The 24,296-nt window shown below is 70.9% G+C and carries 23 protein-coding genes; 15 read left to right on the top strand and 8 right to left on the bottom strand.

Annotation, left to right across the window (positions count from 1 at the left end; genetic code table 11):
• The first annotated feature begins 124 nt into the window (after nucleotides 1-124).
• Entirely contained in the window at nucleotides 125-1,309 is a 1,185-nt protein-coding gene (locus LF262_RS11535) for a papain-like cysteine protease family protein (protein ID WP_235780538.1), read from the top strand.
• A 74-nt stretch (nucleotides 1,310-1,383) separates the two neighbouring features.
• Here LF262_RS11535 and LF262_RS11530 read toward each other — a convergent pair whose 3' ends face one another.
• Nucleotides 1,384-2,304: a ketopantoate reductase family protein gene (locus LF262_RS11530; protein ID WP_235780537.1), complete on the bottom strand. Its 921-nt coding sequence runs from the start codon at nucleotides 2,302-2,304 to the stop codon at nucleotides 1,384-1,386.
• 252 nt (nucleotides 2,305-2,556) lie between these two features.
• Between LF262_RS11530 and LF262_RS11525 the strand changes: the two genes are divergently transcribed.
• The 11 genes from LF262_RS11525 (at nucleotide 2,557) to LF262_RS11475 (ending at nucleotide 10,622) form a co-directional block, all read left to right on the top strand.
• Entirely contained in the window at nucleotides 2,557-3,462 is a 906-nt protein-coding gene (locus LF262_RS11525; RefSeq protein ID WP_235780536.1) for a patatin-like phospholipase family protein, read from the top strand.
• Between the two features lie 97 nt (nucleotides 3,463-3,559).
• A complete protein-coding gene (locus LF262_RS11520; RefSeq protein ID WP_235780535.1) occupies nucleotides 3,560-3,937 on the top strand; it encodes a hypothetical protein in 378 nt (125 codons plus the stop codon).
• Nucleotides 3,938-4,065: 128 nt separating this feature from the next.
• Nucleotides 4,066-4,950, top strand: coding sequence for a hypothetical protein (locus LF262_RS11515; RefSeq protein WP_235780534.1), 885 nt, complete (start codon nucleotides 4,066-4,068; stop codon nucleotides 4,948-4,950).
• A 138-nt stretch (nucleotides 4,951-5,088) separates the two neighbouring features.
• Nucleotides 5,089-6,180 (top strand): ATP-binding protein, encoded by a 1,092-nt coding sequence (locus LF262_RS11510; protein WP_235780533.1) that lies wholly within the window; start codon nucleotides 5,089-5,091, stop codon nucleotides 6,178-6,180.
• A gap of 164 nt (nucleotides 6,181-6,344) precedes the next feature.
• Nucleotides 6,345-6,680 (top strand): hypothetical protein, encoded by a 336-nt coding sequence (locus LF262_RS17125; RefSeq protein WP_308190529.1) that lies wholly within the window; start codon nucleotides 6,345-6,347, stop codon nucleotides 6,678-6,680.
• A gap of 25 nt (nucleotides 6,681-6,705) precedes the next feature.
• Entirely contained in the window at nucleotides 6,706-7,305 is a 600-nt protein-coding gene (locus LF262_RS11500) for a hypothetical protein (RefSeq protein WP_235780532.1), read from the top strand.
• 73 nt (nucleotides 7,306-7,378) lie between these two features.
• Complete coding sequence (locus LF262_RS11495) at nucleotides 7,379-8,134, top strand: YcnI family copper-binding membrane protein (protein WP_235780531.1); 756 nt, start codon at nucleotides 7,379-7,381, stop codon at nucleotides 8,132-8,134.
• A gap of 66 nt (nucleotides 8,135-8,200) precedes the next feature.
• Nucleotides 8,201-8,815: a copper resistance CopC family protein gene (locus tag LF262_RS11490; protein WP_235780530.1), complete on the top strand. Its 615-nt coding sequence runs from the start codon at nucleotides 8,201-8,203 to the stop codon at nucleotides 8,813-8,815.
• A gap of 45 nt (nucleotides 8,816-8,860) precedes the next feature.
• Nucleotides 8,861-9,448 (top strand): hypothetical protein, encoded by a 588-nt coding sequence (locus LF262_RS11485; RefSeq protein WP_235780529.1) that lies wholly within the window; start codon nucleotides 8,861-8,863, stop codon nucleotides 9,446-9,448.
• Nucleotides 9,449-9,508: 60 nt separating this feature from the next.
• Nucleotides 9,509-9,805 (top strand): hypothetical protein, encoded by a 297-nt coding sequence (locus tag LF262_RS11480; protein WP_235780528.1) that lies wholly within the window; start codon nucleotides 9,509-9,511, stop codon nucleotides 9,803-9,805.
• 37 nt (nucleotides 9,806-9,842) lie between these two features.
• Complete coding sequence (locus tag LF262_RS11475; RefSeq protein WP_235780527.1) at nucleotides 9,843-10,622, top strand: phosphotransferase; 780 nt, start codon at nucleotides 9,843-9,845, stop codon at nucleotides 10,620-10,622.
• A 54-nt stretch (nucleotides 10,623-10,676) separates the two neighbouring features.
• Here LF262_RS11475 and LF262_RS11470 read toward each other — a convergent pair whose 3' ends face one another.
• From LF262_RS11470 to LF262_RS11455, 4 genes are all read right to left on the bottom strand, one after another.
• The gene (locus LF262_RS11470) at nucleotides 10,677-12,620 is read right to left on the bottom strand and encodes an FAD-binding monooxygenase (protein ID WP_235780526.1); all 1,944 of its coding nucleotides are present in this window, start codon (nucleotides 12,618-12,620) and stop codon (nucleotides 10,677-10,679) included.
• A 103-nt stretch (nucleotides 12,621-12,723) separates the two neighbouring features.
• Entirely contained in the window at nucleotides 12,724-13,512 is a 789-nt protein-coding gene (locus LF262_RS11465) for an IclR family transcriptional regulator (protein WP_235780525.1), read from the bottom strand.
• Between the two features lie 9 nt (nucleotides 13,513-13,521).
• On the bottom strand, nucleotides 13,522-16,731 hold the full coding sequence (locus tag LF262_RS11460) for a beta-phosphoglucomutase family hydrolase (protein ID WP_235780524.1): 3,210 nt from the start codon (nucleotides 16,729-16,731) through the stop codon (nucleotides 13,522-13,524).
• A 137-nt stretch (nucleotides 16,732-16,868) separates the two neighbouring features.
• A complete protein-coding gene (locus LF262_RS11455) occupies nucleotides 16,869-17,624 on the bottom strand; it encodes an SDR family oxidoreductase (RefSeq protein WP_235780523.1) in 756 nt (251 codons plus the stop codon).
• 110 nt (nucleotides 17,625-17,734) lie between these two features.
• On the opposite strand from LF262_RS11455, the gene LF262_RS11450 reads away from it, so the two are divergent.
• On the top strand, nucleotides 17,735-18,937 hold the full coding sequence (locus tag LF262_RS11450) for an MFS transporter (RefSeq protein WP_235780627.1): 1,203 nt from the start codon (nucleotides 17,735-17,737) through the stop codon (nucleotides 18,935-18,937).
• Between the two features lie 3 nt (nucleotides 18,938-18,940).
• Here the strand turns inward: LF262_RS11450 and LF262_RS11445 are convergent, their stop codons facing one another.
• Both LF262_RS11445 and LF262_RS11440 read right to left on the bottom strand, forming a co-directional pair.
• Nucleotides 18,941-19,939 (bottom strand): aldo/keto reductase, encoded by a 999-nt coding sequence (locus tag LF262_RS11445; protein WP_235780522.1) that lies wholly within the window; start codon nucleotides 19,937-19,939, stop codon nucleotides 18,941-18,943.
• Nucleotides 19,940-20,048: 109 nt separating this feature from the next.
• Nucleotides 20,049-20,696, bottom strand: coding sequence for a trimeric intracellular cation channel family protein (locus LF262_RS11440; RefSeq protein ID WP_235780521.1), 648 nt, complete (start codon nucleotides 20,694-20,696; stop codon nucleotides 20,049-20,051).
• 112 nt (nucleotides 20,697-20,808) lie between these two features.
• On the opposite strand from LF262_RS11440, the gene LF262_RS11435 reads away from it, so the two are divergent.
• Nucleotides 20,809-21,912 (top strand): glutamate--cysteine ligase, encoded by a 1,104-nt coding sequence (locus LF262_RS11435; protein WP_235780520.1) that lies wholly within the window; start codon nucleotides 20,809-20,811, stop codon nucleotides 21,910-21,912.
• A 59-nt stretch (nucleotides 21,913-21,971) separates the two neighbouring features.
• On the opposite strand, the gene arfB is transcribed toward LF262_RS11435, so the two are convergent.
• Nucleotides 21,972-22,427 (bottom strand): alternative ribosome rescue aminoacyl-tRNA hydrolase ArfB, encoded by a 456-nt coding sequence (arfB, locus tag LF262_RS11430; RefSeq protein ID WP_235780519.1) that lies wholly within the window; start codon nucleotides 22,425-22,427, stop codon nucleotides 21,972-21,974.
• Nucleotides 22,428-22,556: 129 nt separating this feature from the next.
• Here arfB and LF262_RS11425 point away from each other — a divergent pair, with 129 nt between their 5' ends.
• On the top strand, nucleotides 22,557-24,287 hold the full coding sequence (locus tag LF262_RS11425; RefSeq protein ID WP_235780518.1) for a dihydroxyacetone kinase family protein: 1,731 nt from the start codon (nucleotides 22,557-22,559) through the stop codon (nucleotides 24,285-24,287).
• Nucleotides 24,288-24,296 lie beyond the last annotated feature (9 nt).

Raw genomic sequence — 24,296 nt, 5'->3', positions numbered from 1 at the left:
GAACGCGGTTGCTGCAGATGCTGGCCCGGCGTCGTGCGTGGGTAGCCTGCATTGACCGCTATAAATCTACTCGTTAGACTAACCCTGCTGGGATCCTTCACACCGGACAATGAGGTTGGTTTCCATGAGTATCGAAGACATCGTTCGCACCACGTCCACTCCGATCTCTGCAACACTCAAGCGACTCGACTGGTGGGACCGGCTCTACGTGGGCCGCAGCCTCCCGTTCACCATGCAGATGCAGACCCAGACCAACTGGTGCTGGGCCGCCACCTCCAACAGCGTCAGCCACTTTTACTGGTACTTCAGCCCGTGGAGCCAGTGCACTATCGCCAACGCCGAGCTCGGCCGCAACGACGCCTGCCAGAACCCCGTCCCCGCGGCGGCGAACGTGCCCTGGTACCTCGACCGGGCCCTCTCCCGCACCAGCAACTTCGTCTCGATCACCGCCGGCACCGCGACGTTCGCGCAGCTCCGCGTGGAGATCGACGCCGGCCGCCCGATAGGCGCCCGCATCGGCTGGAATGGCGGCGGCGGGCACTTCGTCGTGATCTACGGCTATGCGAGCTGGGGCCTCACCCAGTGGGTGTACATTGACGACCCGATCTGGGGCAAGAGCCAGCTCACGCTCGCCGATTTCTCCACGAACTACCGAGGGAGCGGAACATGGACCCACTACTACATCACCAAGAGCTACCGCCGCTGGTGGTGGCCTGACGTGATCATCCCCGAACCCCTGTACAAGAAGCTGTGGGAGGCGCGGCAACTCCTCGTCCTTCGGGACGCTGTGGACCCGGGGCGCGCCGTCGGCGCTCCGGCTCCCGAGCCCAGCTTCGGCCTGGCGCACCGCGTCTACACCGCGACCCTCGACCAGATCGCCACCGGCCGCGTCTCGGAGGCCGAGCCGACGGGGCTCCGCGTCTACGAATCCGCGGACGGCCGCCTCACCGCCTTCTACGACGTGGACGACTCGGACGAGGGCGCCGTCCGCTCGATGTCCAATGCTCCCGCGCGGCTGGAGGCGTTCAGCGATGCCGTCGCCACGGCGGACGCCGCCGGGCTCGACCGTGAGGAGGCGCACGACGGCGGTGCCCGCGACTCGGGCGCGAGCGAGGCCAGCATCCTCAGCATCCCCGCCCTCAACTTCGAGGCACTCTGGGTACGGGGCCGCAGGGGCGACTCGGTGATCCCGACCGTCCCCAACGGCCGGCTCGAACCCGGCCGCCTGTACCCGTACGAGGAGGCGATGCGCGCGCTCCGCGCGGCCGCCGAGCCCCTCACCGGCATGGATGACACTATGGGTGCCTGACCCCGCCCGGCACCCGGCGGGCCCGCACCGGAAGGTGCGGGCCCGCCGTCGTGCATGGTTCGACGTCGCTCGACCTACGTCAACGCCTGGTGAGCCATCGCCTGCCGGTGCGTGCGGAGCTGGAGGAGGGCCGCGTCGAGCAGGGGAGTGGCCACGCCGAGGGTGCGGGCGCGGGCGGCGAGGCCGCCGACGATGTGCTCGGCCTCGACGGGGTCGCCGTTCTGGAGGTCGCGGTAGAGCGAGGACGTGAAGCCCGATCCAGGCTCGGTGAGCAGGTCCAGGCTCTGGGCGTGGCTCTTTGCGCTGACCGGGTGACCGGCCGCCCGCGCCACGTCTTCCGTCTCGGCGATGGCCCGCAGGATGTGCTCCTCCCCGCCGGCGGCGAGGATGTCGCCGATGGTGCCCCGGAACAGGCACGTGATCACGCCGGCGGAGGCGATGAACGCCCACTTCTCCCACAGCCGGGTCTCGATCTCGTCATCGACGGTGAGCCGGATGCCCGGCACGTCCAGCGCCTCCCTGACCTCCTCGGGCAGCGGGGTGCCGTGGAGCGGGCCGACGGTCATGGTGCTCATCGGGGTCATCTGAAGGACCGTGCCCGAGCCGTCGAGGGTCGCGACGATCTTCACGAGCCCGCCGAGGACCTGGCCGGGGTAGGCCTCCTCGAGCGCGTCGAGGTGGTCCATGCCGTTGAGGAAGGGCAGGATCATGGTCCCGGGACCGATCGCCGGGGCCGCGGTGGCGAGCACGCCCGCGAGGGCCGGGGCCTTGACCGCGACGATGATCAGGTCATAGTGGTCGCCCGGCTGGATGGCCGTGACTGCGTGGACCTTGTGGGTGTGGCGGCCGTCGGGGGCCTGGAGGGTGAGCCCGTCGCGGGCCAGGGCCTCTGCCCTGTGCTGGCGGACCAGGAAGGTGACGTCGCGGCCGGCCTCGATGAGCCTGGTGCCGTAGGCGCCGCCCGTGGCGCCGGCACCGATGATGAGGATCTTCATAACGCGCAGGAGTCTATCCTCCGGGGCGCCGAGCCCGCGCAGGGCGTGAGGCTTCGCTCACCCCGTGCCGACGCCGTATCCTCTACCTGAGTCCATTCGTCAGCGCCGCCGTGCGCTCGCACTGAGGAGGTGAGTCCGATCTTCGTTCACAGTCGGGCGCTCGCCCCCTCGCCCCCTCGCGCCGTAGCCTCTAGCCTTCGCTGCCGCCGGTCCTCGGGTGCCCGCATCGCGGATAACCCGAAGGGACCAGACATGTCTCACCTTTCCAACCCCTCCTCGCTTGCCCTCGTCCTGGGCGGTGGCGGAGCCGTCGGCAACGCGTGGCTCATCGGCGTCATCGCTGGCCTCGGCGACGCCGGCCTCGACCTTGCCGAGACCGCCAGCGTGGTCATCGGCACCTCCGCCGGCGCCACCGCGGCCGCGCAGATCTGCAGCGGCGTGCCCCTGGCCGAGCTGTACGAGCAGACCCTCGCCCCGCCCGCCGGTGACGCGCCGCGCCGCCCGGCCGGGGCGCCGTCGTCCGCCCTGTTCGAGCGCATGCGGGCCATCAACGCCTCCTCCAGCTCCGCACCCGAGCTGCAGCGCGCCATGGGCGCGTTCGGCCTTGAGTACGACGCCGACCTGCCGCCCGGCGCTGCTGAGCGGCGTCGCGCTGTGGTTGCCGCGAGGCTGCCCAGCCACGAATGGCCCCAGAAGCGGATCGTCATCACGGCCGTGGACGCGCACACCGGCGAGCTCGTTGCCCTTGACCGGGAATCCGGCGCGGACCTTGTGGACGCGGTGATGGCCAGCACGGCGATGCCCGGCCCCACCGTGGCCATCAACGGCCGCCGGTACCTGGACGGCGGCGTCCGCTCGCCCGAGAACGCGGACCTGGCCTCGGGCTACGCGAACGTGGTGGTCCTCTCGCCCCTGGGCGGCGCTCGGCCCGACCGCCCAGGGCAGTTCGAGGGGCTGCGCAGGTTCCCGGACACCGAGCTCGCGGGCCACGTCGAGGCGCTCCGCGCCGCGGGGAGCCGCGTGGAGGTGGTCTTCCCGGACGCCGACTCCCTCGGCGCCATGGGCACCAACATGATGGACCTTGCCGCTCGGGGCCCCGCCGCCCGCGCCGGTCTCGCCCAGGGCAGGCGGGAGGCTGGGCGCATGGTGTTCGCCTGACGCCGGTCCCGCGACGGGCAACCCTTGACGCTCGGACACGGCGGGCGGAGCCTTGAGGGGTACGGCAAGCTGGGAGCCTGCGGCAAGAGGTGATCCCATGCGCACTTATTCAGCAGCCCGACACGCGGCGCACCGCGCCGTGATCACGGCCTCCCTCCCGGCCGGGCACCGCCTGCGACGGCCCGACGAGGCTCGCCGGCACTGGTCCCCGGTTGAGGCGGCGACGGCCGTGGCCCTCGTCAGCGCCCTCGCGCTCCTGTGGGCGTCGCTCCTCGCCGGAGCGGAGCGCGGGTCGTCGTCTGACTCCGGCGCGGGCGCGGTTCCATGGCGGCCGGCGGCGTCTGCTGGCCTACTGTCGCAGTCCAGGAGGGCGGTGCCGGTGTTCCCGCCGCGGCCGGCGCCCGCGCTGGCGACGAACCTGGCCGCACCGTTCGCGGTGCCCCACTTCATTCGCCTGCCGTCGAGGCTGTGGTGAGCGCGGGTTTCTGCCCGCTTCCGCTGCGGAGAGAAGGGCGCCGCTGAGCCGATTCGCGAGGGGCTCGGCCGCGTCATGTGGGGGCCTCCGGTTGACCCTGGTCGCCGCGCTCCGGGACGATTGGATGTATGCCTTTCACCCCACCAGGCTTGGCCCTGGCGATGCGGCTTGCCGGCAGCGGCATTCCCGACGGTCTGGCCGCAGTCCTAGCCGAGGTCTGCGCCGTGCCGCCGGAGAAGCGGGGCGGGGAGGCCGCGGCCTGTGTGCTGGACCAGGCGGGCGCGCTTCGGGTGGTCGAGTGGCTCGAGGGCCAGCTGGGCGAGGACGTCCAGATCCGCGACGCCGTGGTCGCAATGCTCGGGGGGTGCGCGGTGCTGTTCGGCGCGGAGGAGGCCGGGCGCCTCGTGCTGCGGCATGTGCCCGCGGCCGTGGACGCCCTGGAAGAGATGGCGCAGGAATCGGAGGATGCCGCCGGGGAGGACCCGCTTCTTTCCGTCGAGGCGCGCGCGGAGCCCCTCATGCTGCAGGCCGCGCTGGAGCGCGCTGCCCCGACCGACCCGCTGTACGACCGCGAGCTCTACATGGACGAGTCCGTGGTGCTGCCCGGGTTCCTGCTCGTCCCGCGGCGGGGGGCGGAGTCCGTGGAGTTGAACGGCGCCCTCGTGAGCACCCCGGGCGGCTTCGTGTTCGTGCTCAGCGACAGCCTGCTCTCTGGGGCCACGGCCGGGCTGGTGCCGAAGGGGGAGCTCGAGCAGGGGGCGCTGGCCTTCCGGCTCGATGAGATCCTTGAGGCGCTCTTCCTCGTGCCCGAGGTCATCGACGAGTTCGAGACGGCACCAGAGGTCGGCTTCGGCCCCTCCCCGGACGGCGAGCTGCACGCCCACTTCGGCGTGCGGAACCACGCCGTGATCACAGTGTGCCTCGCGTACTCCCAGTGGCCCGCGAGCAGGCGGGAGGCCCTCCTCGAGCGGTTCGAGACCATGATCAAGCGGGTGGCCGCCGCCCTGCGCTGAGCCTCATCCGACCCCGCGCACGACGGCGCGTTCCCGCCTCAGGTGGGGACGCGCCGTCGTCCGTCGCGGAGGCCCGCTCGATGACTGTGTAAAGATACACAAGGCACACAAGATTCATAGGCTTACACAGGAGTCCCGGTGATCAATCCCTTCCGCCCCACGGCCGGCGCCCAGCCCCCCGCGCTCCTGAGCCGCAGCGGGCTCCTCGAGGAATTCGAGTACGGGCTCCGGATCCGGTCCGGCGCGCCCGGCCTCCTCACCATCATCACCGGTGCGAGGGGCATCGGGAAGACCGTGATGCTCGGCCACGCCGAGGACCTCGCGCTCGAGGCGGGCTGGTACGTCATCTCCGAGACGGCCACGCCCGGCTTCGGGGCCCGCAGCGGTGCGGCGATGCGTCGCGCGGAGGAGGAGCTCGGCGCGGGCCACCTCGCCCGCAAGGTCACAGGGGTCACGATGGCGGGGTTCGGCGTCGCCACCCAACTCACGCCCGAGGAGCAGGTCACCTGGCGCCAGGCCGGCGAGAAGCTCCTCCAGCGGCTCGACGCGAACGCCACTGGGCTGCTCATCACGGTAGACGAGATCCACGCGGCGGATCGCGACGAGCTCGCTCAGCTCGCGGCGGACGTCCAGCACTTCATCAGGGCGGGCCTTCCCATCGCCCTCATGTTCGCGGGTCTGCCCGCGGCCGTCTCGGACCTGCTCAATGCGGGTGTGGCGACCTTCCTGCGGCGGGCGGACCGGATCGACCTCCACGCCGTGAGCATCGGCGAGACCGCGGCGTCGTACGGCGAACTGTTCGCGCAGGGCGGCTTCACCCTCGGGGCGGACCTCGCCGCCGAGGCGGCGCAGGCGACGGGCGGCTATCCCTTCCTCATCCAGCTGGTCGGCTACTTCCTGTGGCGCCAGGCCGAGGCGAGGGAGACGCTGGACGCGGAGGCGGTGGCTCGCGCAGTTGCTGCAGCGAGACGGCGCAACGACCGCGTGGTCATTGAGGCAGCGCTCGCCACGGTCTCGGCGAAGGACCTCGCATTCCTCCACGCGATGGCGCAGGACGACGGCGTGGCGGAGGTCGGGGACATCGGCCGCAGGATGGAGGCGCGGCCCAACACCGTCTCCAACTACCGTTCACGCTTGATTGAGGCCGGCCTCATCGAACAGGCAGGGTACGGCCGGGTGGACTTCGCGATCTCGGGCCTGCGCGAGTACCTCAGGGCGCACACGGGGTGAGGCTCTTCCGGCGGCCGGGGAATAGTTCCGGGGCGGAGCAGTCTCCGGGGGCACCGCCTCGCCCAGGGCGGCGGCGGTTCGATCGTGAACATCTCCTCCGTCTCCGCTTCCGCCCGCAGCCGGGCAGCATCGCCTGAGTCTCCGCGAAGCACGGCGTAGTCGGCATGACTAAGACCGCCGCGATGGAGTACGGCGAGAAGGGCATCCGCGTCAACTCCGCCGCTCCGGGCGCCCGCCAGCCACTAGCCCACTACCGGGACCGAGGAGAGCAGCACCTCGGCAAGGAGGAAAGTGGCCGCAGCGCTGCGCTGACCCTCACGCCCAACCCGCTGCACAAGTCAGTGCTGGGGCCCCGTGGGGACCTATTCACCAGCCTGAGCCCAAGCCGCGGTCGGCCCCCGCTCCGAACCAAGGACAGCACGCGCTCCAGAGAGGCGGCGAGCCGACGGCCGATTCCTCCCCGGACCACTTCGTTCCCTAAACTTGGGAGGGGCCCCTGAAGCGTCGAGGAAGGGCGGTGGGAGCATGCACGGGCTGTTCAGGCTCTCCCGCGCCGCTGTCGTCGCCGGCTCTACTCTCCTGCTCGCCGCCGCCGCGCACACGGCCACTGGCGGGACGCTGCCAGACACGCTGATCTTCCTAGGCCTGCTGGCCCTGGCCATTCTGCCGTCTGTCTGGCTGTGCGGGAAACGGCTCACGCCCGCCGCGGTGCTCGGAATCCTGGGCACTGGGCAGTTCGTCCTGCACACCGCCTTCGACACCCTGTCCGAGACCGCAGCCACGGTGCCGCAGTTCTCACCCACGGCCGGGCACGTCCACGTCCTTAGTACGCCCGCGCCCTTCGGATTGGCCGCCAAGGGCTCCCACGCGCATGGAGACAGCCCGGTGATGCTGGTCGCCCACATAGTGGCAACCCTTGCCGTCGGGCTCCTGCTGGCCAAGGGCGAAGATGCCCTGTGGGCCCTCCTCGGCTGGCTGCGGCCGCTGGTCCGGCTACTCCTGCTGCCGGCCCTGCACCCGTTCCCCACGGTTCCCGCCTACGCCCCGGGAACGCTGCCGCGCCTGTGGTGCAGCTTGCGTCTACCTTCCCGGCGCGGTCCGCCGCGCGTCCCTGCCACCGCCTGAGGCGGCACACCGGACACCCCGCACCCCCGTGCGGGCCCTCGCACACTTCCCGGCCCCTTGGGCCAGTGCCCTCGTGCCCGGGATTCCTCAGAAGAAGGCCAAGACCACCATGAACACCTCATTCCGCCGCGCCCTCAAGGCAGCAGCCACCACCGCCGCGACCGCCGCGCTCATCGCCGCCGGAGCCGCCGCAGCCAACGCCCACGTCACCGTCAACACGGACGACACCGGCGCCAACGGCTACTCGCACCTGACCTTCAACATGCCCAACGAATCCCCCACCGCCAAGACCAACAAGCTCGACGTCAAGCTCCCCACCGACACCCCCTTCACCTCGGTCTCGGTCAAGCCGGTCGAGGGCTGGACCGCCCAGGTCATCACCACCGACCTGCCCAAACCCGTCACCGTCGCCGGCGCGACAGTGACCAAGGCCCCCACCGAGGTGGTCTGGACCGCCAACGACCCGGCCCACGAGATCGGCCAGAACCAGTACCAGGCCTTCTCGATCTCCGTCGGTCGGCTCCCCGCCGCCGGGGTCAAGGTCGTGTTCCCGGCGGCCCAGACCTACACCGACGGCAAGGTCGTGAACTGGGACGAGAAGGCCGAGGAGGGCCAGCCCGAGCCCAAGCACCCGGCCCCCTCGTTCACCACGACCGCTGCAGACGACGCCAACCAGAGCCAGACCCCGTCCAAGCAGGCCGCGGCCCCAGTCTCCCAGACGACAGACGCCACGGGCGCGTGGGGCCTCGGGCTGGGCCTCCTCGGCGCCATCCTGGGCGCCGCGGCCTTAACCATGGTCCCGGCCAGCCGCCGCCGCACGGCGAAGTAGCCCCATCAGCTGCCGCCCGGGTAGGCCAGCCCGGGCGGCACCGCGCCCCTCCCCGAAGGAACAACCATGCCCAGCCCAGCCACGACGGCACACCTGCCGCACGCGCACACCAGCCTCCTGCGCACAGCAGTGGCCGCCGTCCTCATGGCCCTGACCGTCCTCCTCACAGGCCCAGCAGCTCAGGCCCACGACGCCATCGAGGCAACGAACCCCGCCAACGGCTCCACGGTCCAGACAGTCCCCACCTCGGTCGTCCTGACCTTCGACCACATCCCCATCGGCGTCGGCACCGAGATTTTCGTGAAGGACCCCACGGGCACCAACCAGACCGACGGCCAACCGAGCACCGTGGACAACAGCGTCACGCAGCGCCTCAAGCCGGGCGCCCCAGCGGGGAGATACACGATCGTCTGGCGGGTCGTGTCCTCCGACTCCCATCCCATTGAGGGGACCTTCACCTTCACCGCCCAGGCTTCTGGAACCGCCGCCTCCTCGGCTGCGGGCCCGGCTCCTGCACAGGGCCCTCAGGGCACGGTGCCGGCGGCACCGGCATCAGCCTCCGCCGACACGGGCGGAGCACAGCTGATCTGGATCATCATCGGTGCGGCGGCTTTGGTCCTGGCCGTCGCCGCGCTGGCGTTCTTCGTCCGCCGCGCCCTGAGACGGGGGTCCGAGGAATAAGTCCTGCCTCCAATCCGACGCGCGCGGCGGCTCCGAAGGCTGTGTATGGAGCCCCAACGACTGGCCGTACGTAGCCGTTCTGCCCGAACGGCTCTCGTCGCGGGACCGGCAGCCGTCGGCCTCGGCCTAGCGGCGCACCTCATCTCCGGCGGAGCCGCCCCTCCGGCCTCGGTCCTCGCCGCACTCGCCGCGCTCGTGAGCCTGCTCGCCGCCGCGGCAGCCCGGTTCCGAGCAGCTCCGTGGGCTATCGGCATCGGAAGCGGTGCCATCCAGCAAGCGCTGCACCCCCTGTTCACCGCCCTGACGGGTCCGAACACTCCGATGCTCCCCTCCGCAGGGCACGTGCACAGCCACTCGGCGGCCCTCCCCGCGCAGGACTCGGACGGAACTTCCCTCGTACTGGACCTCCACCTCCTGCTGGTGGCCCACGTGGCCGCCGCATTGATCACGGCGGTGCTCATCCTCGCAGTGAACCGAAGCCCTCACAGGCCGAGGCGTTCAGCGCGACGGACGGTCCTCCGAACTGGGCACAGGACCCGTTCCGCATCATCGGTGCTGCCACTGCCCCCAACGACGCTCGCCGGTCCCGAGCCGCTGAGGTCTGGCTCGGCGCCGACGCCGTCCGTAGGCTAGGCGGCAGGCGCACGGCGATGTGCCGGGGCGCCACGGACCGAGTCGAAGGGGCCTTCACCGATGACGAAGACACACGTCCACGAGAGCCACACGGTGGCCGAGCACGAGCACGGCGACGGCTGCGGCCACGACGCCGTCCAGCACGGCGGCCACGTGGACTACGTGCACGGCGACCACCAGCACTTCCTCCACGGCGACCACTACGACGAGCACGAGCACGTCGCCGAGCACAACGTCCAGGACCACAGGCACGAGCCCGGCTGCGGCCACGAAGAGGTTCAGCACGGCGACCACGTGGACTACCTCCACGACGGCCACAAACACGCCGAGCACGAGCACCACTACGACGAGCACTGAGAATCAGCCTGTCGAGATCCCCCTGCCGGGCGGCGACGTGACCGAGGGACTCGTGCGTGCCGGGGACACCGTCCGCCGCCCGCTTGGCCCGCACTCGCCGCTCGTCCACGCCGTGCTGCGCCACCTCGAGGACGTCGGCTTCGGCGGCGCCCCACGCTATCTCGGACTCGACGAGCAGGGCCGCGAGGTCCTGACCTACATCCATGGTGAGGTGGCGGGCCGGCCCCACCCCGCCTGGCTCGCCGATGATTCGCGGCTTGCCTCGGTGGCCCGGCTGCTGCGGGCGTACGACGACGCTATGGCCGGTTTCGCGCCGTCCGCCCGCCTCCTCAGGACGGTCACCCCGCCCGACCTGCCGGGAATGCCCCCCGAGCCTGAGGAGCCGCCGGAGTTCATCGGCCATCAGGACATCACGCCGGAGAACGTCGTGTTCCGGGGTGGCGAGGCCGTTGCCCTCATCGACTTCGACCTCGCGCGCCCCGCCACCCGAGTGGACGAGGTCCTGAACCTGTGCATCCACTGGGCGCCCCTGTCTCCCGAGCAGGACCGCAGCGAACCGCTCAGGGGAGTGGACGCCGTCGTGCGCACCCGCCTCGCCGCTGATGCCTACGGCCTCGACGAGGAGGCCCGGACCCGATTCGTCCCGACGGCGATCCGCCGGACCAAGCGGTCCTGGCACCTCATGCGCCACCGCGCCCAGACGCTCGGAGGCGGCTGGGCGCGGATGTGGGAGGACGGCGTGGGGGAGAAGATCCTGCGCCGGCTCGCGTGGCTCGAGGCCGAGGGGCAGAGGATCAGCGCGGTACTGCGCGGCTGAGCGCAAACCTACGATCCGCCCTCGTGCGTCAGTGGACGGGGAGCCGAATGCTGCCTAGACCAGCGCCGCCGCCGGCTGCATGAACGCCGCGAAGAAGTCCGCGAGCTCGGCGTGTGCGTCGAGCGGGAGGACGGCCGCGACGTACTGGTCCGGGCGGACCACCACGATCGCGCCGCGCTCGCGGTCGATCCCGCGCTCGTCGAAGATGTCGCGGCCGCCCTTGAGGTCCGGGGTGAACACCTTCTCGTAGTCCTTGAGCCCGAACGGACCCTTGACCGGGCGCAAGAACGCCGGGAGCGCCTCGACCTCGAGCTCGCGGTGGTCCTGCTGGAGCACGGCGCGGACGTCGAACACGGCGTCGAGGTCGGCGCCGTCGGGCGTGAAGCGGCGCACCGGGGAGTCTTCGGACTCGCCGAGGAACGCCGCGAGCTGCGCGATGCCCGAGTCAGGTGAGGTGGGATCCCCGGCGCCCGCGAACGCGTAGATCCGCCAGCGGCCGTCCGCCTGTGCCACATGGCCCAGGCCCAGGGGCTTGGCGTCCGCGAGGCGGATCACCGGCGCGGAGTAGAAGCGCTGCCCCACGGGGAAGCCCGTGGCCACGGCCTGGTGCTCGGCCGAACGGGTGAGCAGGCCCGGGGTGTACTCCGTGGCAAACCCAGCGGTGTACCGGCCGGCCTCGGTGAACATGCGCTGCTTCTCCGCAGGATCCACACCGCCCAGCTCGGGGTGAGCCGGGTCCGTCGGGTGGGCGGCCATCATGGTCGAGAAGCGCAGGTCGAAGTCGATGAGCTCCTGCGCGATCACGCGGCGCTCCTCGGCGTACGTGTCCAGGAGTGACTCGGGGCTGCGGCCCTCGAGCACGGCGGCGAGCTTCCAGCCGAGGTTGAAGCCGTCCTGCATCGAAACGTTCATGCCCTGACCGGCCTTCGCCGAGTGCGTGTGGCACGCGTCGCCGGCAATGAACACGCGGGGAGTGCGGGTGCCGCGCTCGGCGTCGAGCACGTCGTCGAACCGGTCCGCGATCCGCTGGCCCACCTCGTACACGCTCCACCACGCGGTCGACTTGACCTCGAGGGTGTACGGGTGGAGCGCCTTCTGCGCCGCCGCCACGATCGAGTCGAACGTGAACCGCTTCCGCGCGTCGCGGTCCGCCGGGTCGAGATCGCCGAGGTCCACATAGAACCGCACGAGGTACCCGCCCTCGCGCGGGATGATCAGGAGGTTGCCGCCGGCCGGCGACTGGACGACCGACTTGAGCCGGATGTCCGGGAAATCGGTGACCGCAAGCACGTCCATGACGCCCCACGCGTGGTTGCGGGCGTCGCCGCGCAGCTCGATCCCGAGCGACTTCCGCACCGCCGAGCGCGCGCCGTCGCACCCCACCACGTACTTGGCGCGCACGACGGCGGTGTCCCCGCCCTCGCGCTGGAGCGTGACCTTCACGGGGTAGTCGCCGCCGTCGTCGAGCACCTCCACACCGGTGGCTTCAACGCCGTACTCCGGCACGAGCCTGGAGGGGGAGGTACGCATCTTCTCAAGCAGGTATTCCTGCATGCGCGCCTGATTGACAATCACGTGGGGGTACTCGGAGAGTCCGTCCGCCACGTCCTGGACGCGGCCGGTGCGGGTGATGCCCGCCGTGCTGCCGTTGCGTGTGCCATCCGGACCCCAGAACGTGGCCTCGTTGACCCAGTACCCCTCGCGCACGAGCTTCTCGGCGAGGCCGAACGCGTTGAACATCTCGACGGTGCGGCACGCGACGCCGTCTGCCTGGCCGATCTCGAGGGGACCGCCGCGGCGCTCCACCACGCGGGTAGTGATGCCCGGGAACTCGGCGAGCTGCGCGGCGAGCACCACGCCGGCGGGGCCCGTGCCCACGATCAGCACGTCTACCTCGTCCGGCAGGGCTGCAGCGCCCTTGCTGCTCTCGTCGCGGCCGGGCGCCGCGGGGCGGTATTCGGGGTCTCCGGGACGGTAGCCGTCAAGGTAGAACTGCACAGGTGCTCCTCATCGCCGAGGGGGCCCACGCTGGCCCCTCTCCTTCGAGGGTAGTGACAGGGGTCACCAAGTCACTCATACCTTCTGTCACGCAGAATTCCTCTCAGGTGAGCGGATCGTGCTCAAGCTCACCGGCGATCGCCGCCGCGGCAGCGTGGAGGGCGGTGACGGTGGAGGGCTGCTCGAGCATTCCCGAGCGGGAGATCGGGGCGCTGAGTGTGACGGCGAGCGTCCCGGGGCGTTGGGGGAGCGGGACCGCCACGCCCAGTGCGGCGATCTCCGGCTCGGTGCTCCCGAGGTTGAGGGCGTAGCCCCGGGCGCGGGTTCTGGCGAGCTCCGCGCGGAGGGCCTTCAGCTCTGCCTCCTCGAGCCGGTGGCCGCCCAGCTGAGCGCCGCGGCCCATGTAGAGCTGGGCCACCACGGCGTCCGGGAGCACCGCGAGGGCGGCCTTGCCTCCCGACGATGTGCGTGCTGGCAGGACGGTGCCCGTGCGGTTCCCAACCCGCAGTAGTTGGGGCGCCTCGACGCAATGGAGGAACCTGACGGTAGCCCCCACCCGCTCCACGAAGTTCACTGTCTCCCTCGTCTCGGCTGCCAGCGCCTCGAGATGGGGTCGGACCCTCCCCACGAGCGCACGGATTCGCTTCCGGCCGGCATCTGCGGCGAGGCTGGGGCCAGCGCAGTAGCGGCGCTGGTCGTCCTGGAGCGCGAATCCCCGGTAGACGAGCGTGGACATGAGGCGGTGGGCGGTCGACGGCGCAACCCCCAGCTCGCGCGCTGCCTCGGCGATCCTGACCCACTCGCGCTCCTGCAGCAGGACGAGGAGCTGGAGGGCCTTGTCCACGGAATCGACCGCGTACTCGGGCCGCTTCACGATCCTGATGTTCTGCATAACAGAATGTTAGAGGTTTCCGCCGGCTGAGGCTCCCCCGGGGAGCTCGAATCGGAGTGTGCCTCCGGCCCGGAGCAGTGCCTCGCGCCCGTCCACCCGGATGCGCACCGGCGCGGCATCCCCGGGCGCAGAGACGATTCGCAGCGCGAGGTGGGTGAGCGTGACGTCGAGGAGCTGGTCGCGGTACCGGACCCTGAACGCGACGGAGCGCACTTCGCGGGGTAGCTGCGGGGCGAAGACCAGCGCGTCTCCCGTGAGGCGGAGTCCCGCGAAGCTGCGCTGCACCACATCGATCGAGCCGGCCATGGCGCCCAAGTGGACGCCCGTGTGCGTCGTGCCGCCCTGTGTGTCGTCGAGGTCCGCGTCGAGCACGTCGCGGAACGTCTCCCATGCGCGCTCGGGGTCCATTCCGGCGAGCACCGAGGCGTGCGCCACCCGGCTCAGGGTCGAGCCGTGGGCTGTGCGCTCCAGGTAGTAGTCCACGATTCGGCCCAGTTGGGGCGCGGTGACGGTGTAGCCGAGCTGCGCGAGGACAGAAATGAGTTCCCCGGGGCCGAGGAGGTAGACGAGCATGAGCGTGTCGGCCTGCTTGGCCAGCCGGTACCGGTTGGTGGTGTCGCCCTCGGCCTCGAGTATCAGGTCGAGTCGCTCGATGTTGTGGTATCTGGCGCGGTAGCGGTCCCAGTCGAGTTCTGCGAGATCCTCGTAGCCTGCGAACTGGCTGATGATGCCCTCGCCGTGGAAGGGCACCGCGAGTCTCCGGCTCAGATGGGCCCACAGCTCAGGCTCCGTGGGCCTGATGCCCAGGCGAGCCATGAGGTCCTGCCGGTCGTGGCCCTCAATGGTGTTAAGGATCCTGCAGGCACGCTCGCACAGCCACGCGGCCATGACGTTCGTATATGCGTTGTCGTCCAGTCCGGGCTCAGGTCGGTCCGGATACCCCGTATGGTACTCGTCCGGGCCCATGACCCCGCGGAGATGGAAGCGGTCCGCCGCTGCCTCGTACTCTGCCATCGAGGCGAAGAGGCGGGCCACCTCGATCACGAGCTCGGCGCCGTGCCGCAGCAGCCAGAACCGGTCCTGCGTTGCCTCGAAGTACTGCCATGCGTCGAACCCGACCGCGAGCCCCACATGGCGCTGGAGGCGGGAGACGTCCCTGAGCCAGCGGCCGGAGCGGCGGTTGAAGAGCCATCGGGGCGTCTCCTCCCTGCCGTCGCTTCCGCTCTGCCACGGGAACAGGGCGCCCGCGAGTCCAGCCTCGGCTGCAGCACGCCGTGCGGCCGGGAGCCTGCGCCAGCGGTAGGCGAGCAGTGAACGGGACACAGCCGGGATCCTCGAGGTGAACAGGGGGAGGACGAACAGCTCGTCCCAGAACACATGCCCCCGGTAGCCCTCGCCATGGATGCCCCGCGCAGGTACTCCGACGTCGAGTTCGGTGATGAACGGCGCGAGCGTCTGGAGCACGTGGAAGACGTGGAGGTTCACCACGGGCTGCACATCGGGGTCTGCCTCCAGCTCGACCGTGAAGAGCCGCCTGATTCGCTCCCACGCGGCGGAATGCTCGACGAGCAGCTCATCGAAGCCCTGCGCCCGTTCGAGGGCCGCCACGGCGCCCGTCCGTGCCGAGGACACGGCCCTGTCGCGTGATGTGGCGTATGCCGCCGTCTTCGTGACGGTGACGGGACTCCCGTCCCGCAGCTGCAGGACGAACTGTCGGTAGTGCAGGCCCCCGACAACGCCGGCGGTGGTCCGCACCGCGGCTGTCCCCTCCACCGCGTGGCGCAGGGCCACCGCGATGCGGATCCGGCTCTGCAGGGTCTCCGCCTCGGCCACGACGTCTGCTGTCTGTGCCGTCTCTTGCGTGGCATCCCGCGAGGCCTCGCCGTCCTCGAGGTCTGTCACGTCCTGCAGGTGCCTGTGGGCGAGGAGCGCATCCTCGAGGACGTTCTCATTGGCAATGTCCGTGTCCACGCCGCTCCGGACCTCCACCTCGCCGTCCCAGCCCTGTGCGGTGAGCATGGTCTGCAGGGCCATCAGCTGCGGGTCCGCCATCGAGATGAACCGCAGCTGCCGAACGCGAAGCCGCCGGCCGGCGTCGTCCTCCAGCTCCGCCTCGCGCAGCAACGTCGCCGTGCCGAGGTCGAGGACCCGGCGCTCGCTGCGCAGCGCGAGGCCCCCCCGGGACCACCACTGGCCACCCTCAATTCGGATGTCCATGGGCAGCCAGTTGGGGGCATTGACCATGTGCTCGTCCTCGGCGTCCTGGCCGTGGACGAGATTGACAACCCGGTTGTAGACCCCGCTCAGATAGGTGCCCGGATAGCCGTGGCCGCCGCGGCCGCTCTCCGGGGCCGCGCCGCGCACGCCGATGTACCCATTGCCGAGCGTGGTCAGGGCTTCGCGGTGCCCCTCGTGGCCGGCGTCGAAGCCCTCGTAGACGAGGGTGGAGGGGTTGGCGAGCACAAGGCCCAGGTCTAGCTCGCCCACGTCCCCGAGCACGAGGTCCGCCCCGGCGGCCTCGAGGTCCGCGCGCCCCCCGGCCCGGTCGATTCCCACGACGAGCCCGAAGCCCCCCCGGTGGCCGGCAAGGACCCCCGCCTCTGAGTCCTCGATCACCACGGCCCTGGCCGGTTCCACGCGGAGGCGGCGGGCGGCCTCCAAGAACAGCGCCGGATCCGGTTTGCCGGCAAGCCCCAGACGCTCGGCCTCCGTTCCGTCCAGCACGAGGTCGAACGCGTCCGAGAGGTGCGCCGCTGCGAGGACGGCGCGGGCATTCCTGCTCGAGCTTGCGAGCGCCACGGGAATGCGCCCGGCCCGCAGGCGAACCACGAGGTCCGCCGACTCGGGGAAGACCTCGACGCCCGCGGCCGCGAGGCGCGTGAGGAACAGCTCGTTCTTCCGGGCGCCGAGCCCACGCACCGTCCACGCATCGGGCCGGTCTGACTCGTCTCCCGGCGGGAGCGTGATCCCCCGCGATCCGAGGAAGGCTTCGATGCCTTCCTCGCGGGGGCGCCCGTCGACGTAGTCGAGGTAGTCAGCATGCCGGAACGGTGACTTGTCAGCACCCCCCGGCACCCGGGCATCGCGCAGCACGGCGTCGAAGAGCTCGCCCCACGCGGCCTCGTGCACCGCTGCCGTATCGGTGACGACGCCGTCGAGGTCGAAGATCACCGCGCTGAATGGCGGCTGCGTCGCATCGAGCGTGGGAGAGCGGGTCATGGGCCATGCCTACCAGCGCTCGCGGCGCGCCGCCAGAGGCGGCGGGGCCAGGTCAGCCCGCGGGGACGGCCGACACGCCGCCAGGGGCGCCGCCAGCGCCCTCGGGACCGCGCGGCGGCACGCGTGGGTCGGGAAGGTCACTCGCCACTGGCGGCTTCCCCCGCGAGCCACCCGGCAGCGTCCGGGCCGACGATCTCGGCGCCCGCAGGCGCGAGCAGCGCGCCGTTGCCGAACCCGCGGGCGGGGGGCTCGACCACGACGACCGGCCGGTGGTCGTGGCGTGCCGCGAGCAGGCGCCGCACGAGATCGGGCAGCCGCAGGGCCTCTGGCCCCGCGATGGTGACGTCACGCGCCTTCCTGCGTTCCGCCTCGCGGACCAGGACAGCCGCGACGGCACTGACGGCCACCGGCTGCACGTACCAGTCCTGGACCGTCACCCGGTCGTCGGCGTAGGCCACTGCGCTCGAGCGCTCGGCGAACTCGAACCACTGGGCCGAGCGGACCACGGAGACTTCGAGGCCGCTGTCACGAGTAGTCTCCTCCTGGTCGCGCTTGGCCACGTAGTAGGTGATGGAGTCGAAGTCCGGCTTCTCGATGTTGGCAATGGAGAGCACCACGATCCGGCGCACGCCCGCCTCGACGCACGCGTGGGCGAGGTTGCGGGCCGAGCGCACGACGGCGTCGAAGCGGCTCATGCTCTCATCCGGCGGTGTGGGGCTCGAGGCGTCGATGGCGACGTGGGCGCCGTCGAGCGCGTCCGCCACGCCCGCACCCGTGACGAGGTTGGTGCCCGTGCTACGGGTGAGCAGCACCACCTCATGCCCCTGCTCCTCGGCCAGCGCGGCCACCCGCGAGCCGGCCGTGCCCGTTCCACCCACCACCGCGATTCTCATGGCCCCAGCCTACGGCGGCGGGGTGAAGTCGAGACTGCTGTGGTCTGACCGATATTCTCGGACACGTGGCACGAGCGAGCGAAGCAACAGGGGCAGCCCCGAACAGCGCGATGGCACCGGGACGGCTCGCGTTCCTAGGCCTGTGCCTCGTTCTGATCGGGCTCAACCTGCGCACCGCCTTCTCGAGCTTCGCCGCGGTCCTGACCGAGGTCCGGGCCAGCGGTACGGTGCCCGAGTGGGCTGTCTCGCTCCTGACCACCGCGCCGGTAACGCTCCTCGGCGTCTTCGCGCCGCTCGCCCCCGTGCTGGCGCGCCGGTTCGGATCCAAGCGGGTGCTCCTCGGCGCCATGGCGGTTCTCACCTGCGGCCTGCTCGTCCGGCCCTCGGAATGGGGGCAGGAAGGGCACCTTCCGGGGCTCATCCTCGGCACCGTGCTGTGCGGCGGGGCGATCGCCCTGTGCAACGTGATCCTCCCGAGCGAGGTCAAGCAGGACTTCCCCCACCGCCTCGGACTCATGGGCGGCCTCTACACCGCCGCAATGGTCGCTTCGGCGGCGCTGGGAGCGGGATTCACGTACCCCATCTACCAGGCCACTGGCGACTGGGCCGCGGCACTGCTGTTCTGGGCATTCCCGGCCGTGGCCATCACGCTCCTGTTCGTCCCCGTCGCGGTGCGGGCCCGCCCCGTGCGCGGATCTGCCGAGCACGGCGGCGCGAACGTCTGGGGCTCGGCGACCGCGTGGCATGTGACCCTGTACATGCTCTTCCAGGCGATGACCTCGTTCAGCGTGTTCGCGTGGCTCGCGCCGATCCTGCGCGAACGGGGGATCGACGGCGCTACCGCAGGGCTGATGGTTTCGGCATCGATTGTCCTGCAGGTGCTCGGCTCGCTGTTCGCCCCGACACTGGCGGCCAGGATGTGGGACCAGCGCGGGCTCAACGTCACGTTGGCAGTCATGACGTCGCTGGGATTCGCGCTGAGCGTGCTCGGGCCGATCGAGCTCGTCTGGCTGTGGATCGCGCTCCTGGGCCTCGGCCAGGGCGCGCTGACCGCCGCCGCGCTGACCATGATCATGCTGCGTACCCGCGATGCGCACACGGCCGTGAACCTCTCAGGGATGATGCAGGGCGTGGGCTACGGGGTCGGGTCTGTCGGCACCCTGCTCGTGGCGCAGATCCACCAGGCCACCGGGAGCTTCACGCTGGCCGGGTTCGCCTTCCTCGGCATCGGCGTGGGCGCCTCGGTGTTCGGCTACCTTGCCGGCCGGCGCCGCAGCGTGGGACGAGCAGGCGGCATGAATGCGGTTCACTGACGCTCAGCCGTTGTCGATGCTGAGCATGTCCCCGTAGCGGTCGCCCATGACAGCGTTTCGCGGCACCGCCTCCGCGAGCGCACGCACCTCGTCCGCGCTCAGGTCGATGTCCCGGGCGGCAGCGTTCTCCTCGAGGTACTCGACGCGCTTGGTGCCGGGGATCGGCGCGACGTCATCGCCCTGGGCGAGGACCCACGCGAGCGCGATCTGGCCTGGAGTGACGCCCTTCGCCGCCGCGAGTGCCTTGACGTGCTCCACAAGCCTCAGGTTTGCCTTGAGCGCTTCGCCCTGGAAGCGGGGGAAGTAGTGGGAGCTGCGGACGTCGCCCTCCTGCGCGACGGACTCCGCGGTCAGGCGGCCGGTGAGGATCCCGCGGCCTAGCGGGGAGTAGGGCACGAGGCCGATCCCCAGCTCACGGATGGTCGGGAGGATCTCGTCCTCGAGATCGCGCGTGAAGAGCGAGTACTCGGTCTCGAGGGCAGTGATCGGGTGGACGGCGTGTGCGCGCCGAATCGTCGCGGCGGAGGCCTCGGACAGGCCCAGATGCCGCACTTTGCCCGTCTGGACCAGTTCGGCCATCGCTCCGACGGTGTCCTCGATGGGGACGTTCGGGTCGACGCGGTGCTGGTAGTAGAGGTCGATGTGGTCCACGCCGAGGCGCTGGAGGGAGGCGTCACAGGCCTGCCGCACGTACTCGGGGGTGCCGCTGATGCCGAGGCGCTCGCCCTTGGGGCCGCGCACGTTGCCGAACTTCGTGGCCAGCTGCACCTCGTCCCGGCGCCCGGCGATCGCGCGCCCCACGAGCTGCTCATTCGTGAACGGCCCGTACATGTCCGCGGTGTCGAGGAATGTGACGCCGAGGTCGAGTGCGCGGTGGATCGTGGCGAGCCCGGACGCCTCGTCGGCGGCGCCGTAGAACTCGGACATGCCCATGCAGCCCAGCCCCATGGACGAGACGTTGAGCGGTGAGTCAGTGCCGAGGGTTCTGGTCTTCTCAGTCATGACTCCAGCCAACCCCGAGGGGTGGGGAGTGCGTCAAGGGGGCGACGCCGGGAAGACGCGGGGCAGCCGGGAGGCTGCAGGGCAGGGCGGCGCGCACGACGCCGCGTGCTCACCCCCGCGGCCTCGGCTCGCGCCGGTGCCGGCTCGACGCGGCGAGCGGGACGCGCCAGCGGAAACGCAGCGCGAGCACCCGGAAGGCGAACACGACGACCGCCACCACCACGCCCGCCGCGGTCGAATAGAGCCCAAGGGTCCACAGCACCGACACCGCGCCAGCCCCGACCATGGCCGGGACGGCGTAGATGTCGTGCCTGTCGAACAGGCCCGGCCGCACGTTCGCCACGGTGTCACGCAGTAGGCCGCCGCCGATTGCCGTGACCGTGCCCAGGATCGCGGAAGGGATGGGATTCACGCCTAAGCCCAACGCCGTAATCGTGCCGGTGATGCAGAACAGGGCCAGCCCAGCGGCGTCGAACATCAGCAGGGTCCGGCGGAGCTTCTGCAGCGCCGGCATGAGGAAGTAGACGACCACCGCGGCCAGCACGGGAGGCGCAAGGTAGATCGGCTCCGCGAACGAGCTGGGGAAGCGGCCCAGGACGAGGTCGCGTATCACGCCGCCGCCGATCCCGGTGAGCGATCCGAGCAGGAGGGAGCCCACGATGTCGTAGTCCTTCTGGGCCGCCGTCAGGCAGCCCGAGACGGCGAAGAAGAACACTCCCAGCAGGTCGAACAAGAGGGCCCAAGCGGCGGAATCCATGGGTTCAGCCTAGGGGAGGGGTGCGGGCCGCGAGGGTGCGGAGCACCCGAGTCCCGGTCCCGAAGCACTATCGGCGGACCTCGCCAGCCTGCGTTCCTGACACAATGGCCACATGCGCACCTTTGGGGTCGAAGAAGAGCTGCTGATCGTCGACCCGGACACCGGTGAGCCGCTTCCCCTCGCGGATCGGCTGCTCGCGGTCATGGGCAGGCCCCAGGATGTGACGCGCGAGTTCAAGCTCGAGCAGATCGAGGTGCAGACTAATCCGTGCGTGACCCACGAGGAGCTCCTCGGCCAGATCTACCACGGCCGGCATGCGCTTGACCGCGCCGCGAGGCAGCTCGAGGCGCGGATCGCGGCGATGGCGACCTCGCCACTGAGCTCCTCGACGCACCTGAGCCAGGGTGACCGGTTCGCGTCCATGGCGGATGAGTACCGCATCACGGCTCAGGAGCAGCTCACGTGCGGGCTCCATGTGCACGTCTCGGTTGAGTCGCAGACCGAGGGAGTGGCTGTCCTGGACCGGATCCGGGAGTGGCTGCCGCTGCTCGTGGCCCTCAGCGCCAACTCCCCGTTCTGGCGCGGTGCCAACACCGGGTACGCGAGCTTCCGCACCCAGGCGTGGAACCGTTGGCCCACCTCCGGTCCCCAAGAGCTCATCGGATCGGTGGAGGGGTACCGGCGGCTCGTGGACTCGATGGTCCGCACGGGTGCAATCCTCGATGAGGGCATGGTGTACTTCGACGCCCGCCTCTCGCAACGGCACCCCACGGTGGAGGTCCGGGCCGCCGATGTATGCCTGAACGCCGTCGACTCGGCGCTCATCGCCGTTCTCGTGCGCGGCCTCGTCGAGACCGCGGCCCGCGAGGCGGCCGAGGGTCGTGCTCCCCTCGGCACCCCGGTGGCGGTGCTCCGTCTCGCATCCTGGCGCGCAAGCCGCTCAGGCCTCAACGACGTGCTCCTGCACCCGCTCGAGGGGCGGCCGGTCCCTGCAGCAGACGCGCTCGGCGCCCTCCTGGAGCACGTCGGACCGGCACTGAGCGACGGTGGGGAGTTCGGGGCCGCCGATAAGGCCCTGTGGGACCTGGTGGACCAGGGCACGGGGGAGCGGCGCCAGCGTCATGTGGCGTCCGGCGACGGCGGGCTGGCCCGGGTGGTCCACGCCGCCGTCGAGGCGACCCAGCAGCGCGACGGCGCGTGGGACGCCGGCGCATAGAAAGCCCGCACCACCCCTTGCGATGAGGGGTCACCTCCCTGCGATGAGGGGTCACCTCCCTAGGGCGGCGGGATACGACGCCGGGCCGACTTGATCTCGCCACGGCGCTTCTTCGACTCGAGCCTGCGCGCCTGCGAGCCGCGGGTGGGCCGGGTGGCGCGGCGGTTCGGCCCCGGTGGCAGGAGCGCCTCGGCCAGCAGGTCCACGAGCCGCTCCCTCGCGGCCTCGCGGTTCCGCAGCTGCGACCGCTCGCCGGATGCCACGATGCTCAGCCGCCCACCCACGAGGCGTCCGGCCAGCCTCGTCAGGACGCGTTCCCGCTGCCCATCGGAGAAGGCTATGCTCGCGCCGGGGTCGAAGAGCAGCTCGACCCGGCTGTCCGTGGTGTTGACGCCCTGGCCGCCGGGACCGCTTGAGCGGCTGAACCGTTCGACGAGCTCGACGGCGGGGATCACCATTCCATGCCGCGCACCGGGCTGGGGCGGCAGCCTGAGGTCTCCTCCCGGCCTGTCCATGTGCCCATTCTCCTGCACTCTGCGGAAGTCCTTCGGGCAAACCGCTTGACGCACGAGCGAACGTGCCAAATATCCTATAGGATAGATGAAGGATCAAGGGCAACGAGGCCCGGCACAAGAGGAGGACCCATGACCCGGCTGTGGAATGATCCGGCGTCGTTCGCAGACGACATGGTGGACGGATTCGTGCGGGCAAACGCCCGCTGCGTCCGCAAGGTGTCCGGCGGGGTGGCCCGCTCAACCCGTTCCACCGAGCCCGAGGTCGCGCTCGTGATCGGTGGTGGCTCTGGCCACTACCCGGCGTTCGGCGGCCTCGTCGGCCCCGGCCTCGCGCATGGCGCCGCGATGGGAAACCTCTTCGCTTCCCCGTCGGCCCATCAGGTCGAGAGTGTGGTCCGCGCCAGCGAGCAGGGCCGGGGCGTGCTCCTGAGCTTCGGCAACTATGCCGGTGACGTCCTGCATTTCGGCGCGGCCCAAGAAGCCGTGCGCGCCGACGGCGTCGACTGCCGCACGGTCACGGTCACGGACGACATCTTCAGCGCCCCGCCCGGGGAGACCGAGCGCCGCCGCGGGATCGCGGGCGACCTCACCGTCTTCAAGGCGGCCGGCGCCGCCGCCGCGCAGGGCTACGGGATCGACGACGTCGAGCGTGTGGCCATCGCCGCGAACGCCCGCACCCGCTCCATGGGAGTCGCCTTCACCGGCTGCACCCTCCCCGGTGCCGACGAGCCACTGTTCACCGTGCCCGAGGGGAAGATGGCCGTGGGCCTCGGCATCCACGGCGAGCCCGGAATCGACCTCACCGACATCCCGACGGCGGATGGCCTGGCCGAGCTCTTCGTGCAGCATCTCCTCGACCCGGCAGAAGTCCCTGAGGGTGCGGTGCTGCTCGGTGGCCGCGTGGTCCCGATCCTCAACGGCCTCGGCTCCGTGAAAAACGAGGAGCTCTACGTCGTCTACGCGCGCATTGCGGACCTCCTCGAGGAGGCCGGCCTCATCCTCGTAGACCCGCAGGTCGGGGAGTTCTGCACGAGCTTCGACATGGCCGGGGCCTCTCTTACCCTCTTCTGGGTCGACGATGAGCTCGAGCGGCTCTGGCTCGCCCCCTCAGACACCCCGGCTTTCCGCACCGGGTCCATGGACACCTCCGCGCTCGAGGCCGTCACGGCGGGCGGCGAGGAAGCCGCGGAGGCCGAGTTGCCGGCGTCGTCAGAGGAGTCCCGCCGGGCCGCGCGCCTCATCGCGGAAGCCCTCGCCGCCGTCCGCGATCTGATCGGCGATCAGGCCGCGGAGCTCGGCCGCATCGACGCGATCGCCGGCGACGGGGACCACGGCATCGGCATGCAGCGAGGCACCGTGGCCGCCGCTGAGACCGCCGCAGCACTGGCCGAACAGGGCGCGGGCGCCGAAAGCCTCCTCGCCCGCTGCGGCGACGCCTGGTCGGACCGAGCCGGCGGAACCTCGGGAGCCCTCTGGGGACTCATCCTCACCACCGTCGGCTCGCATCTGGGAGACACCGCACCGCCGACTCCGGCCGCTGCCGCCGCCGGGATCAGCGCCGCCAAGACCGCCGTCATGGACTACGGCAAGGCCGCGGTGGGCGACAAGACGATGGTGGACGCCCTCGTCCCGTTTGCCGACACGCTCGCCGAGAGGGTGGGCGCGGGCGAGAGCCTCGCGGACGCCTGGAAGCACGCGGCGAGCGCCGCGGCGCGTGCGGCGGAGGCGACCGCGGATCTCATGCCCGGGATGGGCCGCGCCCGCGCGCACGGCGCCAAGTCCCTCGGGACCCCCGACCCGGGAGCAGTGTCCCTGGCACTGATCGTCGAACGCGTGCATCCGGTGCTCGCGGCCGGCTGACCCACATCT

The organism is Sinomonas notoginsengisoli, assembly GCF_021554725.1.
In the GTDB taxonomy this organism is placed as follows: domain Bacteria; phylum Actinomycetota; class Actinomycetes; order Actinomycetales; family Micrococcaceae; genus Sinomonas; species Sinomonas notoginsengisoli.
Note: the sequence above shows the minus strand (reverse complement) of the source record. Positions and strands in the feature narration are given on the sequence as shown.